This is a genomic window from Achromobacter sp. EB05 (genome assembly GCF_044232075.1).
In the GTDB taxonomy this organism is placed as follows: domain Bacteria; phylum Pseudomonadota; class Gammaproteobacteria; order Burkholderiales; family Burkholderiaceae_B; genus Achromobacter; species Achromobacter dolens.
The window spans coordinates 3,739,290-3,754,575 of sequence record NZ_CP155917.1; the positions used below are offsets into that span (position 1 = coordinate 3,739,290).

Below are 15,286 nucleotides of genomic sequence, written 5' to 3' on the forward strand. Positions count from 1 at the left end.
GACACCATGACGACGCAAACCTCGCTTCCCCTCTTCTACGAGCAACCCCGTCCGCTCGCCGCCGGCGCGCACGCCAACCTGTCGCTGGCCGGCAACACCGGCTTCGCCTACGCCGCCAGGACCAACGCGGTGCCGCTGGTCGCCACCGAGCTGCCGACCGCGTGCCGCCACTTCCCCATCGTCTTCACCGATGGCGAACAGCCCACGCCGGTCGCGGTGCTGGGCGTGCGCGGCCAGGAAAACCTGTTCGTCGACGCGCAGGGCCAATGGCGCCCCGGCACCTACATCCCGGCCTACGTGCGCCGCTATCCCTTCATCTTCATGGAGAACGAAGACCGCAGCCAGTACACGCTGTGCGTCGACGAGAAGGCCGCCTCGGTGGTCGAAGGCCGTGACAACCCGTTCTTCGACGAGGCCGGCGAGCCGACCGCGCTGGCCCGCAGCGCCCTGGAATTCTGCCGCGACTACCAGAACCAACACGCCTACACGCTGGAATTCGCGCGCGCCCTGGCCGACGCCGACCTGCTGATCGAGAACCGCGCCGACATCACCCTGGCCGACGGCCAGCGCCTGGCCATGTCCGGCTTCAAGGTGATCGACGAAGCCAAGTTCAACAAGCTGCCGGAAGCGGAATTCCTGCGCTGGCGCGCCAATGGCTGGCTGCCGCTGGTCTATTGCCACCTGCTGTCGATCAACACCTGGCCCAGCCTGATCGACCAGGTGCAGCCGGTCGCCGCGACCGAGGAAGCCGCCGCCGAGGCATGATCTTCTGGAACGCCCGCGGGCCGGCGCATGCGCCAGCCCGCGCCCCACGGCCCCGCCGGCCTCGCCGGTCGGGGCCGTGCGCGTTACTGGCCTTGCCCGGTCGCGCGCGCCAGGAAGGCCAGCACCGCGCGATAGGATCCCTCATTGCCGGCAGCGTTGGCCGGCGGCGTGCCGCCCGCGTCCAGCAACAGGCCGGACATGGCGTGCGGCTTGCTGATCAGCGTGGCCGGCAGGCACGGATAGTGCACGTGATGCCCCGCCCCCTTGCAGACGTAATGCGACGTGGGCAGCCCGTGCGCCTCGCGCTGGCGCATGACGATCTCGGAATACGCGGTGCTGGGCCAGAAGCCGTCGTCCGACGCGCTCACCAGCAGCACCGGGCCCGGATAGCGTTCCACCGGGATGCGGGCGCGTTCGAACGCGGCGGCATCGCGGCTGGCGCTCAGGAACGCATGGGTCTGCCGGTAGGGTGGATCCGAGGCGTAGGCCGCCTCCCAATCGGCGCTGGGGTTGTCCTGCCACAGGTGCGGCAAGGGTTCGCCGCCCTTGCGCCAGACCTGCGCATTGCGTCCCGTGCCCGGCTCGCCGGCGCTGACCACGCCATGCGTCACCGGCGACGGCACGTAGGCCACCACCGCGCTCACCAGGTCGGGATAGTGCGACGCCACGAGCAATGAGGTCTCGCCGCCGCGGCTGATGCCGGACAGCGCCACGAAACCATCGCGCGGCTTGAGCTCGGCGCGGGCCCAGCGCAGCGCCTGCTCGAAATATTCCAGCGGCATGTCGTTCAGGTACTTGGGCCGGCCATCGTGGTTGAAGATGGCCAGCGCCAGGCACTGGTAGCCGCGGGCCGCGAACAGCGCCGCGCGCGGCGCGTTGACGCCGCCGGACGAGCCGTTCATGTAGATCACCAGCGGATGCGGGCCGGGGCCGGCGGGCGTGTAGAGCTCGCCCGACAGCGTCATGCCGCCGACCTGCTCGCGCACCGCGCGGTGCGTGACGCCCTCGGCCACGAAGGTCTGCACCAGCCGCGCGGCGGCCTCACGCTGGCCGTCGGTGGCGTGCAGGTCAATCACCAGCGGCTCGGTGCGATCGGGCGGAAACACCACCCGGTCCATCTCCTCGCAGGTCATCGACCACACCAGTCCCATGGCGGACGGCTCGGCATAGCTGCCGGACACCGGGCAATCGCGCGCCAGGTCCAGGCTGCCGTCGTGGCCGGCCATGAACACCGCCTGCGAGCGCCACGGCACGCCGCTCATCGACATGCGGGCCGTGACGGTGACGAAGGCGTAGGCGGGAAAGCCGTCGATGCGGATCTCGCGCGGCACGTCGATCAGCGCGGATTCGGGGCTGACGGTGATGCGGGCTTGTTCGGTCATTGCGCGTCCTCAGCCTTTCAGGTCGGTCTTGGGCACGTTGTTGGCGCGGATCACGCCGGCCCACATGGCGGACTCTTCGGCGATGACCCGGTCCAGGTCGGCCGACGAGGTGAACTCCACGGTCACCCCCTGCTCGGCGAACTGCTTGACCAGGCTGGGGTCGCGCGTGCCTTCGCGCACCGCGTTCTCCAGCGTCGCGGCGACCGCCGCCGGCATCGCCGCCGGGCCCGAGATCATCATGCGGGTGTACAGCTCGAAGCCATCGACGCCGGCCTCTTTCATGGTCGGCACGTCGGGCAGGCTCGACAGGCGCCGGTCGGCCGTCACCGCCAGCACCTGCAGCTTGCCCGACTGGATGTTGGGCAGCGCCGAGGTCGGGAAATCGAAGGTGCTCTGCACCGTGCCGGCCATCAGGTCCAGCAGCGCCGGGCCGCTGCCCTTGTAGGGCACGTCCTGGAACTGCGTGCCGGTCTTGGACTGGAAGTGCAGCAGCGCCAGGTGGTTGATGACGCCGCGCCCGGCATGGGCGCAGGTGATGTCGCCCGGCTTCTTCTTGGCCAGCGCGATGAATTCCTGCACGTTCTTGACGCCCAGCGCCGGATGCACGATCAGCAGCATCGGCGACTTGCCCATCGACCCCAACTGCTTGAAGTCCGACTGCTGGTACGGCAGGTTGTTGTAGAGCAAGGGGTTCAGGATCATGCCGTTGGTGCCGGCAAAGCCCAGCGTGTAGCCGTCCGGCTCGGCCCGCGCCACCGCAACCGTGGCGATGATGGCCTGGCCGCCCGGCCGGTTCTCGACCACCACGTTGCCCTTCAGGACCTTGCCCATGCGTTCGGCCAGCGCGCGCGCGGCGATGTCGGTCAGGCCGCCGGGCGCGAAGCCGACCAGCAGGCGCACGGGGCGGGTGGGGAAATCGGCCTGGGCCTGGGCATGCGCCAGGCGAGGCATCAACGGCAGCGCGGCAAGCGCGCCCAGGGCGTGGCGGCGGGTGAACGGCATAAGGCTCTCTCCAGACAGGCGCGCACGACGACCGCGCGACAGGCGGCCGCGCGAGCCATGCGATGAACAAGGGGGAAGGAAGCACAGGCCGCCCGCCGAACGGCGGGGGGTCTCAATGACGGTATCTTGTATGCAATATGGCGCGGGGGCTATCTAGGGATATCCCGGTGCCGGGTTCGCCCCCACGCCGCGCGCCTGCGCGGCCCCGCGCCGGAGAGGCCCGCCTGGAACCTGAGCAAAGCCCGCCTCAGGACTTGCTCATCAACCGCTTCCAGCCTTCCAGGCCCAGCCGCTGCATCGTGTCGATGTTCTTCTCGTAAATCTCGGCGGCGTCAGGGAAGGACTCGACCGCGCGGTCGATGCTGTCTTCACGCAGCAGGTGCAGGATGGGATATGGCGAGCGGTTGGTGTAGTTCTCGATATCGTCCGGCTGGGTGTCGGCGAACTGGAACCGGGGGTGGAACGTGGCCACTTGCAGCTCGCCCACCAGACGCATGCGCTTGAGCAGGCGGTCCGACAGGTCCTCGAAGTCGTTGAACTCCAGGAAATCATCGAGCGCGTCGGGAATGATCAGCAGCGTGGTGTCGATCTTTTCCGGATCGGCCTCGGCCAGCAAGGCCAGCTCGTCCTGCAGGTCGGTCAGGACGCCCTCGGCGTCGGTCGCATCGCTGACGGCAAAGCGGATCTGGTCCTTGACCTGAACCGCCTTGGCGAACGGACAGAGATTCAGGCCGATCACGGCCTGGGTGAGCCAATGGCGGGTTTCGGCAACCACGTTGGCGTAGGCGTCGGAAGTGGAAATCATGGCGGGTCATCCTGGCAAAACGCGAGTATAGGCGACCCGGTGGAAGGCCCCGCGACCGGGTTCACCCTGGGCCAACGCCCTGCCGCCGCGCCTGGGATACAATCGATCGCAATGGGAATGGAGCTTCCCAAAACCGCCGATCCCTCGGCTGATGGCTCCTGCTGACCGGGCAACATGCCCGCAGCGGGTGCCGTCCGGACAAAACCCGCCGCGGCGGGTTTCTTGTTTTTCGGGCCGCGACCTCGTCGCAGGCCGCCCGCGCCTTCAACCGGCGCGGTCCGTGGACAAGCCCCAGGCTGTTGCTCTCCATCGTTTCACCTGGAGAGAAATCTTGAATCTATTGCTGGTTTTCATCGGTGGCGGCCTCGGCTCGGCCGCCCGCTACGGCATGAGCCTGGCCGCGTTGCGCCTGGGCTGGATCGCCTTCCCCTACGCCACCCTGGTCACCAACGTGATCGGCTGCTTCGTCATGGGGCTGATCACCGAACTGCTGGCGCTGAAGTTCTCGGTGTCGCAGCCGACCCGGCTGTTCCTGACCACCGGCATTGTCGGCGGCTTCACCACCTTTTCGACCTTCGCGCTGGAGACCGCGCTGCATGTGGAACAGGGTCGCATCGGCACCGCGCTGCTGTACGCCGGCCTCTCGCTCGGGTTGGGGCTGGCGGCGCTGTTCGGGGCGATGGCGCTGGCGCGGACGCTGTGACGGCGGCGGCCGGGGCGCCGTTGACGGCCGCGCTCGCCATCCACCCTCCGTCCGACATTGCCGGAGCCTGTGGCACCGCGCGACGGGGCCGCGCTAGAGTGGCGCCACGACTACCACGAGAGAAACGGATGGCCATCGCGCTCACCTATTTCGCCAACCGCCTGTCCGACGATGAACTGGTGATGCTGCTGCGGCAACGCGAGAACTTCTACGTCGAGAACATCAGCGCCATGGATATGCTGACGCGACGCATGCAGGCGCTGCTGGCGACGGACGGCCTGTACAGCGTAGTACAGATCGCGCCCCAAAATACGGCCCCCCTCTCATTCATTCCCAACCCGATCACGGACACCGTCTTCATCCTGAGCGGCCTATGGGCATTACTGCGGCGGATCGCGCAACGATTCACCCGCCCCCGCTGCGACGTACTCCTGCGGGTGACGTCCGAGACAGCCATGCGCGTCGTGTTCCGCCCATCGGCGCGGCTCTCGGCAGCGCATCCGACGCCATGAAAAAAGCCCGGCCAGGCCGGGCTTTCTTTCATCCGCCAACGCCGATCAGGCCGCCGGCATCGCCGCCATGGTCTGCGCGACCGCGGCGGTCAGCTTCTTGCCGTAGGGCACGTGCAGGAATTCATTCGGGCCGTGGGCGTTGGACTTGGGGCCCAGCACGCCGCACACCATGAACTGGGCCTTGGGGAAGCCCTTCTGCAGCATGCTCATCAGCGGAATGGTGCCGCCCTGGCCGATGTAGCCGCAGGGCGCGCCATAGTACTGCTGCGAGGCGGCATCCAGCGCCTGGGTCAGCCACGGCGCCGAGGCCGGCGCGTTCCAGCCGGTGGCGGCGCCTTCGTTGGCCTTGAAGAGGACCTTGGCGTTGTAGGGCGCGTCGGCTTCCAGCAGGGCCTTGATTTCCTCCGAGGCGGCGACGGCGTCGACCAGCGGCGGCAGGCGCAGCGACAGCTTGAAGGCGGTGCGCGGGCGCAGCACGTTGCCGGCGCTGGACAGCGGCGGCAGGCCTTCGGCGCCGGTCACCGACAGCGTCGGGCGCCAGGTGCGGTTCAACAGGGCCTGTTCCGGCTCGGTCGTCATGGGCAGCACGAAGCCGCCGTCGGCGCCGCAGCTCCAGGGGAAGCGGCGCCACACTTCGTCGCCCAGGATGCGGGCGGTGGCGTGCACCTGTTCGATGCGGTCGGCGGGAATTTCGCAGTGCAGGCTCTGCGGCAGCAGGCGGCCGGTGGCGCTGTCTTCGAGGCGGTCCAGCAGATGGCGCAGGATGCGGAACGACGACGGCACCACGCCGCTGGAGTCACCCGAGTGCACGCCTTCGTCCAGCACCTGCACTTCCAGCGTGCCCGACACCATGCCGCGCAGCGAGGTGGTCATCCACAACTGGTCGTAGTTGCCGGCGCCCGAATCCAGGCACACCACCAGGGCCACGTTGCCCAGGCGGTCACGCAGCGCGTCGACATAGGGCAGCAGGTCGTAGCTGCCGGATTCCTCACAGGTCTCGACGATGCCCACGCAGCGCGGCCGCGGGATGCCCTGCTTGTCCAGCGCCATGATGGCGGTGAGCGAGGCGTACACGGCGTAGCCGTCGTCGGCGCCGCCGCGGCCGTAGAGCTTGCCATCTTCGTACTTGGGGGTCCAGGGGCCGAGGCCGGCGCGCCAGCCCGAGAATTCCGGCTGCTTGTCCAGGTGGCCGTACAGCAGCACGGTGTCGCCGTTGTCGCTGCGGGTGGCGGGCGCGTCAAAGAAGATCACCGGCGTGCGGCCGGGCAGGCGCACCACTTCCAGCTTCAGGCCCGAGACCTTCTGGGCTTCGACCCACTGCGCCGCGTCGCGCACCACGCGCTCGATGAACGCGTTCTTTTCCCAGTCGGCGTCGAACGCCGGGCTCTTGGCCGGGATGGCGATGTAGTCGGTCAGCGCGGGGATGATCTCGTTGTCCCACTTGTCGTCCACAAAAGCCTGCAGAGCCTTCGGATCGAGGGTAGGAGGAAGTGCGTCGTCGGGGATGCGTGCGTTCATGGCGCGGGATCCTGTGGTCGGGAAGCGGAATAATCCTCTATTTTATGCCTAGCGCGCCGCGTAGGCCTCGATCCGCCCCCATACCTGGCGCGCCAGCGGCTTGGCGTTGGCCACCGACTGGTACAGCCGGATCTCCATGTGGATGTCGTTGCGCGCGCTGTCGGCGCGCACCAGGGCGCCGGCGCGCAGGTCGGATTCGACCAGCGTGTGGGGCAGCCACGCCAGGCCGAAGCCCTGCCGCGCCATGGCATGCAGCGCGTCCGCCAGGTCGGATTCATACATGGCCTGCAACCGCGCCGGCACGCACAGGCCGCGCAGGCGATCGCGCAGGATGCGGCCCAGCGACATGCTGTCGGCGTAGGCCAGGAACGGCACGGCCGGATCCGAGGCCAGCTTGGGCACGGCATGGCGCGGATGGCGGCTGCCCGGCGCCAGCGGCGCGCTGACCGCCACCAGCTTGTCGGCGCCGACCCGGCGAAAGCGGTAGTTGGGGTTGTCGATCTGCGCGTACAGCGGCTCGTGCGCGTGGCACAGCAGGAAATCGACCTCGCCGTCGGCCAGCATGTCGATGCCAAAGTTGAGCGTGGTGGTGACCACCTTCAACTGGAACGGCTGCATGCCCTGCTGCACCCTGGCCATCAGCCCCGGCAGCACCGAATGCGCCAGCGTCTTGCCGGAGGCGATGGCGATGCGGCGGACACGCTCCTGTTCCGGCTTCTGCAGGCCCTGGCGCGTCTCGCGCAGGATGTCCAGCACGTCGATGGCCGCCGCCAGCATGCTGCGTCCGGCCGCGTTCAGCGTCGACACCTGGTGGCCGCGCTCGACCAGCGGCACGCCGGCCCAGTCCTCCAGCGCCTTGATGCGGCGCCCGAAGGCCGGATGCGTGACGTTGCGCGCCTCGGCCGCCTGGAACAGGTTGCGCGCCTTCGACAGCGCCACGAAGTCCTCCAGCCACTTGATATCCATCCGTCTCCCCTCTTCTTGTGTGGCTGTGCCGTATCGGCACAGGCCCTGCACATTTTGCACAAACCCCGCGCTTGTTACAACTAGTATTACGGCGTTCCCTGGAGATGCCGATGTCCGACGCCCCGATCCTGCTGAAATCCCTGCGCAGCCACTTCCTGGGCGGCCGCGAGGTCGCGGCCAGCGGACTGCCGGTGCTGCGCAGGCAGGTGGTGGGCAACGGCGCCGCGCGCGCCATCGACATGAACGGCAGCTACTGCGCCGGCCAGCTCTATGTGCAGGAATACCGCCTGGCCGAGCCGCGCCACCCGCATCCGGTGCTGCTGTGGCACGGCGGCGGCATGACCGGCGCGCAATGGGAGAGCACCCCGGACGGCCGCCAGGGCTGGCTATGGCGGCTGCTGCAATCCGGCTATGACGTGTTCGTGGCCGACGCGCCCGAGCGCGGCCGCGCCTCGTGGGCGATGTACCCGCAGATCTACGACGCGGCGCCAATATTCCGTTCCAAGGAAGAAGCCTGGCACCTGTTCCGCGTCGGCCCGGCCGGCGGCTACGCGCCCGCCGGCCAGCCGCGCCGTATCCATGCGGCGCAGCAATTCCCCACCGAGGCCTTCGACACCTTCGCCAAGCAGTTCGTGCCGCGCTGGCTGGCGCATGACGCCATGGCGCTGGACGCCTATCGCGAACTGCTCGATCTGGCCGGCCCCTGCATCGTCATCGGCCACAGCCAGGGCGGCGGCTACGCCACGCAGTTAGCGCGCGCATGCCCCGGTCCGATTCGCGCGGTGGTGGCGGTGGAACCCACCGGCACGCCCGGACTGGTCGACGGCCCCCTGCCCCCGCACCTGCTGGTATGGGGCGACCACTTCGACCACCACGACACCTGGCAACGCTACCGCGCCCAGACCGACGCCTACTGGGACGCCCTGCGGCGGGCCGGCCGCCGCGCCGACGTGCTGGACCTGCCCGCAGCGGGCATCGCCGGCAATTCCCATTTCTGCATGCTGGACCGCAACAGCGACCGCATCGCCGAACTCATCGTCGACTGGCTCAACGGCCTCGACTAACCTTCGCCTGGAGACACCATGAAACTAACCAAAACCGCAATCGCCGTCGCGTTGCTGAGCGGCGCCTCGCTGATCGCGGGCGCGGCCTCGGCGCAGCAGGCCGACTACCCCAACAAGCCCGTGCGCCTGATCGTGCCGTTCGCCCCCGGCGGCACCGCCGACATCATCGGCCGCGTGTTCGCCGCGCAACTGGGCACCGAGCTGGGCGCCACCGTGGTGGTCGAGAACAAGGCCGGCGCGGGCGGCTCGATCGGCACCCGCTTCGTGGCCGACGCCGCGCCCGACGGCTACATCCTGCTGCTGGCCTCGTCCAGCACCCACGGCACCAACCCGGCGGTGTACAAGAACCTGACCTACGACGCGGTGCAGGACTTCACCGCCATCACGCAACTGGTGACCGTGCCGGGCGTGCTGAGCGTGACCAAGGACTTCCCCGCCGCCGACCTGAACGGCCTGATCGCCGCCGCCAAGGCCAACCCGGACAAGTACACCTACGCCTCGTCGGGCGCGGGCGGCCTGGGCAACCTGGCGATGGAACTGATGAAGTCGATGACGGGCGCCAAGCTCATGCACATCGCCTACCGTGGCGCCGGCCCGGCCTTCACCGACGTCATCAGCGGTCAGGTCTCGATGATCTGGGAGCCGGTGCCGGCCTCGCTGCCGTACATCAAGGGCGGCCAGATCCTCCCCATCGCCATCGCCGCCGACACCCGTTCGCCCGAACTGCCCGACACGCCGACCTTCAAGGAAGCCGGCCTGCCGCGCTACGAGGCCAACGCCTGGAACGGCCTGCTGGCGCCCAAGGGCCTGCCGGCGGACGTGACGCAGAAGCTGCACGACGCCTCGGTCAAGGCGCTCAACAACCCCGAGGTCAAGGCCAAGCTGGCCAGCCTGGGCGGCACGGTGGTGGCCGGCACGTCCGAAGCGTTCAAGAACGTGATCGCCAGCGACGTGAAGAAGTGGAAGAACGTGGCGGCCGACGCCAAGATCCAACTGGATCAGTAAGCCCCGCGCGCCACGGCGCCTGTTTCGCGGGCCGGCGATTTGCGCCGGCCTTTTTCATGTCGCGGCGGCCGCGGGAAAGGTGACCATCAGGCCGATCCCCCGGCCGTTCAGGCCGGGGGTGAAAACCACCACGGCGCCATGGCGCGCGGCGATCTGCGCCACCAGCGACAGGCCGATGCCGCTGCCGCCGCCATTGGCGCCCGGGGCGCGGTAGAAGCGGTCGAACACCCGCGCGCGTTCGGCCGGCGCGATGCCGGGACCGTCGTCGGCCACCCGCAGCCAGGCCCTGCCGGATTCGTCCGGCCCGCAGGACACCGCGATCTGCCCGCCCTCGGGGGTGTAGCGCAGGGCGTTGTCGAGCAGGTTGCGCACCAGCACCCCCAGCGTGTCCATGTCGCCGCGCGCGCCGCAGGCCTGCACGTCCAGCAGGATGCGCTGGCGCTTGCGCGCCGCGGCCGCCTCGCAATCGCGCACCAGCAGCACCACCAGCGTATCCAGCGCCACCGGTCCGGAATCCGCGTCGGATTCGCTGGCCGCGTCCATGCGGGCCTGGTCCAGCAATTGCTCGGCCAGGCGCGCGGTGCGCTGCGCCACCGCGCGCAATTGCAGGGCGGCGTCGGCGGCCGGCGTGTCGGCGATGCGTTGCAGCAGCACTTCGGTCTGGGCGCCGAGCGCGGCCAGCGGCGTGCGCAGTTCGTGCGCGGCGTCGGCCAGGAAGCGGCGCTCGTGGTCCATGGCGGCCTGCAGGCGCAGCAACAGGGCATTGATGGACTGCACATAGGGATGCAATTCGCCCGGCAGGCGGTCCAGCGGCAGGGGCGCCAGATCGAACGGCGCGCGCCGCAGGATCGCTTCGCCGGCCTGGTTGACCGGCCGGAAGGCCTGGCGCACCACGATCCAGGTGGCCGCCGCCAGCAGCAGGAACAAGGCGGTGACGATGACCAGGCCGCGCTTGAAGGCGGCCACCGTTTCGGCCCGCAGCACGCTGTCGGCGCGGGCCAACTGCACCTGCACCTGACCGGAGGCGTCGCTGAGCGAATACACGCGCCAGCGCCTGCCGTCGATCACACTGTCGCGGAAGCCATCATCGAAATGCGGATTGAGCGGCTGGGCCGGCGATTCCGGCGAACGCAGCGCCAGGCGCCGGTCGGCCAGCGACCAGATCTGCACCGAGGCGCGCTCGCCACGGAAATGGCTGGACGGCGGCAGTTCGAAGCGCTCGTCCGGCCGTTCCTCGAGCAGGCTGCGGCGCAGCGACAGGATGGTCTGGTTGGCCGAGTCCACCAGCGCCTGGTCGCGGATGCCGGTGCGGGCCTCCGTCATCGCGTGCTGCTGGAACAGGAACACCGCCGCCCAGGTCAGCAGCAGGGTCAGCAACAGCGTGACGGTCAGGCGCTTGCGCAGCGTCTTCACGGCGCGTCCCCGCCGGCAATGCGATAGCCCAGCCCGTGCACGGTGGCAACCAGGTCCTCGCCCAGCTTGCGCCGCAATTGGTGCACGTACACCGCCACGGTGTTGCTTTCGATCGTGCCGCTGCCGCCATAGACGGCGGATTCCAACTGCTCCCGGCTGACGGTCTGGCCGGCGCGCTCCATCAGCGCCAGCAGGGTGCGGTATTCGCTGGCGCTGAGCGTCACCTCGGCGCCCGCGCGGGTCACCACCCGCCGCGCCGGATCCAGCGACACATCGCGGCAGCGCAGCACCGAGACCACCGAATTGCTGCTGCGGCGCACGACGGCGCGCAGCCGGGCCAGCAGCTCGTCGAGCTGGAACGGCTTGACGATATAGTCGTCGGCGCCGGCGTCCAGCCCCTGCACCCGCTCGCTCAGGCGGTCGCGCGCGGTGATGATGAGCACCGGCGTGGCGTCGTAGCGCCCGCGCAGGTGCTTGAGCACGGCCAGGCCGCTGCCGCCGGGCAGCCCCAGGTCGAGCAGCACGGCGCCGTAGCCGTGGTCGACCAGCGCCAGCCGGGCCTCGGGCACGTCGCGCACCCAGTCCACGCGCATGCCGGCCTGCGCCATGCTGGCGCGCAAGGCGTCTCCCAGCATCGCATCGTCTTCCACCAGTAGAACTTGCAAGAACGCTCCCTGACTCTCCATGGCGTCGCATTGTGCCGCCCCGGATTTAAAGAATTTTTAAAAGCCGGCCCCGACAATGGCGCCTTGCCGCGCTCCGGCCATCGCCGGGCGCCCGCCCACGAGAAAGGAAAGTTCCCGCAATGAAGCTGGCTATGTTAGCAACTGGCGCCGCCACGGCCGCCACCCTGGCCTGCGCCGCCGCCCCGGCCCAGGCCGATCAACCTGGCACCAATTTCATCGGATTGAGCGTCGGCTACGTGCCGGTCTACGAAGGGTCGCGCGAATACCGCGCCCTGCCGGTGCCGTTGGTCAACTACCACTCGGGCAACTTCTTCATCTCGCCACGCGCCGGCCTGCCTGCGATGGGCCTGCAGACCGCACTGGCGCCCGACTGGAAGGCGGGCGTGTTCGTCGGCATGGGCCTGGGCCGCGATTCCAGCGACGCCGACCGCACCAAGGGCCTGGACGACATCGATTTCCACGGCACCTACGGCGCCTTCGTCGAATGGGCGCCCGGCCCACTGTCCCTGGGCGCCGCCTACCGCCAGGCCGCGCGCAGCGGCTACGGCGGCACGCTCGAACTGCGCGCCACCTACGCCGCCTGGCAGGACGGCGCCCATCGCGTCAATATCGGCGCCAGCACGCAGTGGGCCAGCCACGACGCCATGCAGACCTGGTACGGCGTCACCTCCTCGCAGGCCGCCAGCAGCCGCGCCGGGCTGTCGACCTACTCGCCGTCCTCCGGCTTCAAGTCGGCGGCGCTGTTCACCACCTGGTCGTACCGCATCAACCCGAGCTGGAGCACCATCACCACGCTGGGCGTGAACACGCTGCTGGGCGACGCACGCGACAGCCCGCTGACCGAGCGCCGCGCCAACCTGTTCGGCAGCGTCGGCGTGGTCTACGCCTTCTGAGCGGCCCCGGCCGCGCCTTCCAAGGAAACCCGCGCCATGACACCGCTGCCCAGGATGGAAGTGTTCGCCAAGGTCACCAGCGTCGGGGCTTTCGGCCGCGCCGCCGCGGCGCTGGGCATTCCACTGACGCCGCCGCCGCGCCAGGCGGCCAGCGCGGGCCGCGACGCCGGGCTGCTGCGCGTGGACCTGCCCGACGCCCGCACCCGGCAGGCGCTGGCGCCCTTGCTGGCGGCCTTCGCGGCACGCCATCCCGGCCTGCGGTTCCAATTGAGCGTGACGCCGGCCGCATCCCCGGCGCCGGACGGCGCCGATCTGACGATCCGGCTGGAACCGCCCTGCGACCCGTCCTGGCTGGCGCATCGCTTGGGCGCCCTGCGCGCCCGCCTGTATGCCGCCCCCGAGTATCTGGCGCGACGGTCGGCGCCGGAACGCCCGGCCGATCTGGCGGCGCACGACTGCATTGGCGTGCATGCCGACGACAACGGCGCGCCCGCGCGCTGGCAACTGCGGCGCGGCCAGGACCGCGCCGTCGTCATGACGCGCGAACGCTATTGCGTGGATGATCCCGAGATGGCGCGGCAGTTGGCCGCGCGCGGCGCCGGCATCGCGCCGCTGCGCGAGGCCGCGCCCGGGCTGGTCGCAGTGCTGCCGGATTGGGAACTGGAGCCGGTGGCGTTGTACGCGTTGACCAGCGCACCCCGGCTGCCGGTGCGCACCCGCGCCTTGATCGCGCACCTGACGCAGGCGCTGGCGGACTGACCGCAACGGCGGCGCGGCGCCACCTCATCAACAAGACGCGGCACGCACAGGCGTCCCGCGCCCCGAAGGACGGCGATTCAGGCGGCGATCAGCGCCGGCTCGGCGCCGCGGCCCAAGGCCGGCGCCTCGGCGTCGATCACCCGGCCGGTCTGCAGCTTGAACACCGCCACCGCTTCGCGCAGGCGTTGCGCCTGCGCTTCGAGCGAGGCGGCCGACGCGGCGGCCTGTTCGACCAGCGCGGCGTTCTGCTGCGTCACGCTGTCCATCTGCGACACCGCCTGGTTCACCTGCTCGATGCCCTGCGACTGCTCTTCGGAGGCACTGGAGATTTCGTTGATGATGTCCGTCACGCGGCGCACCGAGGTCACAATCTCCTGCATGGTGGCGCCGGCCGCTTCGACCTGGTCGGAGCCGATCGAGACCTTCTGCACGGAGTCGTCGATCAGGCCCTTGATCTCCTTGGCGGCCTGGCCGCTGCGCTGCGCCAGCGCGCGCACTTCGCTGGCCACCACCGCGAAACCCTTGCCCTGCTCGCCGGCGCGGGCCGCTTCCACCGCGGCATTCAACGCCAGGATGTTGGTCTGGAAGGCGATGCCGTCGATCACGCCGACGATGTCGGCGATGCGGTTGGAGCTGTCGGCGATGGCGCGCATGGTGCCGACCACATCGCCCACCGCCTGGCCGCCGCGGGTGGCCACGTCGGACGCCGCCGTCGCCAATTGCGAGGCGTTGCGCGAGCTGTCGGCGTTGTTCTTCACGGTGGACGACAACTCGTCCATGCTGGCGGCGGTTTCTTCCAGCGAAGCGGCCTGCTGCTCGGTGCGCGAGGACAGGTCGATGTTGCCGGCCGCGATCTCGCGCGAACCGGTGTGGATCTCTTCCACGCCCTGGCGCACGGCGGCCACGGTGCGCGCCAGGCTGTCCTGCATGCGCTTGACCGCCGCGTACAGCACGCCGATTTCGTTGTTGCCGCGCTGCTCGATGCGGTTGGTCAGGTCGCCGCCGGCGATGCGATCGAACAGGCGGCCGGCCTCGTGCAGCGGCCGGAACACCGAGCGCGCGAACACCGCGTACAGGCCCACCACCAGCACCGCCACCACCACCAGCAGGCCGATCAGGAAGGCGATAGCGCCGTTGATGCGGGCGTTGGCTTCGCGCGCCACGCGCTTGCCGATTTCGTCGGCGAAGTCCACGTACTTCTGGATCGCCTGGGTGAAGGCGATGCCCAGCGGCGTGACCTTTTCCAGGTTCAGGCGGCTGGCGTCCTGCGCCTTGCCGGCGCGGATCGCGGCGATCATCGGCGTGATCGCGTCGCGCTGGTAGACCTCATAGGCGGCCAGCGCCTCGTCGAACAAGGGCTTGCCCACCGGCGACGTTTCGGGATTCTGGCGCGCGCTCTGGATCAGGTCGGCGGCCTTCTTGGTGTAGCCGTCCAGGCGCTGCATGCTGGCCAGGCTGTCGATGCTCTTGCCTTCCAGCAAGGTGGTCTGGGCCGCCAGCAGCACCAGACGCGCGCGCAGCAGCTCGGCCCCGGCCGAGTCGACCGCGTTGGCGCGCACCAGGTTGGTGTCCAGCATCACCTCGATCGAGCTGCGGTTGGAGGTCAGTTGTTGGTAGACGGCGATGCCGGTGACCAGGAAAAGGGCGAAAAAGATACAGAGCGCGGTCGTCAGGACGGCGCGGATACTCAGATTCTTGAACATGGGGAGGGCCACTCGGGGTTTGCAGGAGGCCGCCGCGGGCGGCTGTCCTCCTGTTTACGGCTTATTGCAATGAAAAGTTAAATATCTCATTGGGTTACAGCACCGATTAC

At 69.4% G+C, this 15,286-nt stretch carries 15 protein-coding genes and 1 riboswitch; of the genes, 7 read left to right on the top strand and 8 right to left on the bottom strand.

The annotated features are described in order from the left end of the window. The first annotated feature begins 6 nt into the window (after positions 1-6). Positions 7-765, top strand: coding sequence for a SapC family protein (locus tag AAID08_RS16945; RefSeq protein ID WP_054502231.1), 759 nt, complete (start codon positions 7-9; stop codon positions 763-765). Positions 766-848: 83 nt separating this feature from the next. Here AAID08_RS16945 and AAID08_RS16950 read toward each other — a convergent pair whose 3' ends face one another. The 3 genes from AAID08_RS16950 to AAID08_RS16960 form a co-directional block, all read right to left on the bottom strand. Next, on the bottom strand, positions 849-2,147 hold the full coding sequence (locus AAID08_RS16950) for an alpha/beta fold hydrolase (protein WP_395756685.1): 1,299 nt from the start codon (positions 2,145-2,147) through the stop codon (positions 849-851). Positions 2,148-2,156: 9 nt separating this feature from the next. Then, positions 2,157-3,149 carry a tripartite tricarboxylate transporter substrate binding protein gene (locus tag AAID08_RS16955; RefSeq protein ID WP_054445107.1) on the bottom strand — a complete coding sequence of 331 codons (993 nt, stop codon included), beginning with the start codon at positions 3,147-3,149 and terminating at the stop codon, positions 2,157-2,159. A 247-nt stretch (positions 3,150-3,396) separates the two neighbouring features. Further along, complete coding sequence (locus AAID08_RS16960) at positions 3,397-3,954, bottom strand: DUF1415 domain-containing protein (protein ID WP_054502228.1); 558 nt, start codon at positions 3,952-3,954, stop codon at positions 3,397-3,399. Positions 3,955-4,058: 104 nt separating this feature from the next. After that, positions 4,059-4,122, top strand: a riboswitch (Fluoride riboswitch). Positions 4,123-4,285: 163 nt separating this feature from the next. Between AAID08_RS16960 and crcB the strand changes: the two genes are divergently transcribed. Both crcB and AAID08_RS16970 read left to right on the top strand, forming a co-directional pair. Next, positions 4,286-4,657 (top strand): fluoride efflux transporter CrcB, encoded by a 372-nt coding sequence (gene crcB, locus AAID08_RS16965; protein ID WP_395756686.1) that lies wholly within the window; start codon positions 4,286-4,288, stop codon positions 4,655-4,657. A gap of 128 nt (positions 4,658-4,785) precedes the next feature. After that, positions 4,786-5,169, top strand: a complete 384-nt coding sequence (locus tag AAID08_RS16970; RefSeq protein ID WP_064526829.1) for a hypothetical protein — start codon at positions 4,786-4,788, stop codon at positions 5,167-5,169. Between the two features lie 45 nt (positions 5,170-5,214). On the opposite strand, the gene AAID08_RS16975 is transcribed toward AAID08_RS16970, so the two are convergent. Both AAID08_RS16975 and AAID08_RS16980 read right to left on the bottom strand, forming a co-directional pair. Then, a complete protein-coding gene (locus tag AAID08_RS16975; RefSeq protein ID WP_020928243.1) occupies positions 5,215-6,687 on the bottom strand; it encodes a M20 family metallopeptidase in 1,473 nt (490 codons plus the stop codon). 48 nt (positions 6,688-6,735) lie between these two features. Then, a complete protein-coding gene (locus tag AAID08_RS16980; RefSeq protein WP_144657909.1) occupies positions 6,736-7,653 on the bottom strand; it encodes a LysR family transcriptional regulator in 918 nt (305 codons plus the stop codon). 110 nt (positions 7,654-7,763) lie between these two features. Here AAID08_RS16980 and AAID08_RS16985 point away from each other — a divergent pair, with 110 nt between their 5' ends. Both AAID08_RS16985 and AAID08_RS16990 read left to right on the top strand, forming a co-directional pair. Continuing rightward, complete coding sequence (locus tag AAID08_RS16985; protein ID WP_395756687.1) at positions 7,764-8,717, top strand: alpha/beta fold hydrolase; 954 nt, start codon at positions 7,764-7,766, stop codon at positions 8,715-8,717. An 18-nt stretch (positions 8,718-8,735) separates the two neighbouring features. Continuing rightward, positions 8,736-9,722: a Bug family tripartite tricarboxylate transporter substrate binding protein gene (locus AAID08_RS16990; RefSeq protein WP_395756688.1), complete on the top strand. Its 987-nt coding sequence runs from the start codon at positions 8,736-8,738 to the stop codon at positions 9,720-9,722. 54 nt (positions 9,723-9,776) lie between these two features. Here AAID08_RS16990 and AAID08_RS16995 read toward each other — a convergent pair whose 3' ends face one another. Both AAID08_RS16995 and AAID08_RS17000 read right to left on the bottom strand, forming a co-directional pair. Continuing rightward, the gene (locus tag AAID08_RS16995; RefSeq protein ID WP_175166786.1) at positions 9,777-11,135 is read right to left on the bottom strand and encodes an ATP-binding protein; all 1,359 of its coding nucleotides are present in this window, start codon (positions 11,133-11,135) and stop codon (positions 9,777-9,779) included. Further along, complete coding sequence (locus AAID08_RS17000; protein WP_054502220.1) at positions 11,132-11,800, bottom strand: response regulator transcription factor; 669 nt, start codon at positions 11,798-11,800, stop codon at positions 11,132-11,134. Before AAID08_RS17000 ends, AAID08_RS16995 begins: the two co-directional genes overlap by 4 nt. Positions 11,801-11,940: 140 nt before the next feature. Between AAID08_RS17000 and AAID08_RS17005 the strand changes: the two genes are divergently transcribed. Together AAID08_RS17005 and AAID08_RS17010 are read left to right on the top strand one after the other, a co-directional pair. Further along, on the top strand, positions 11,941-12,714 hold the full coding sequence (locus AAID08_RS17005; RefSeq protein ID WP_064526836.1) for a MipA/OmpV family protein: 774 nt from the start codon (positions 11,941-11,943) through the stop codon (positions 12,712-12,714). A gap of 36 nt (positions 12,715-12,750) precedes the next feature. After that, on the top strand, positions 12,751-13,473 hold the full coding sequence (locus tag AAID08_RS17010; protein WP_395756689.1) for a substrate binding domain-containing protein: 723 nt from the start codon (positions 12,751-12,753) through the stop codon (positions 13,471-13,473). Between the two features lie 77 nt (positions 13,474-13,550). Here the strand turns inward: AAID08_RS17010 and AAID08_RS17015 are convergent, their stop codons facing one another. After that, the gene (locus AAID08_RS17015; RefSeq protein ID WP_395756690.1) at positions 13,551-15,176 is read right to left on the bottom strand and encodes a methyl-accepting chemotaxis protein; all 1,626 of its coding nucleotides are present in this window, start codon (positions 15,174-15,176) and stop codon (positions 13,551-13,553) included. Positions 15,177-15,286: the final 110 nt, after the last annotated feature.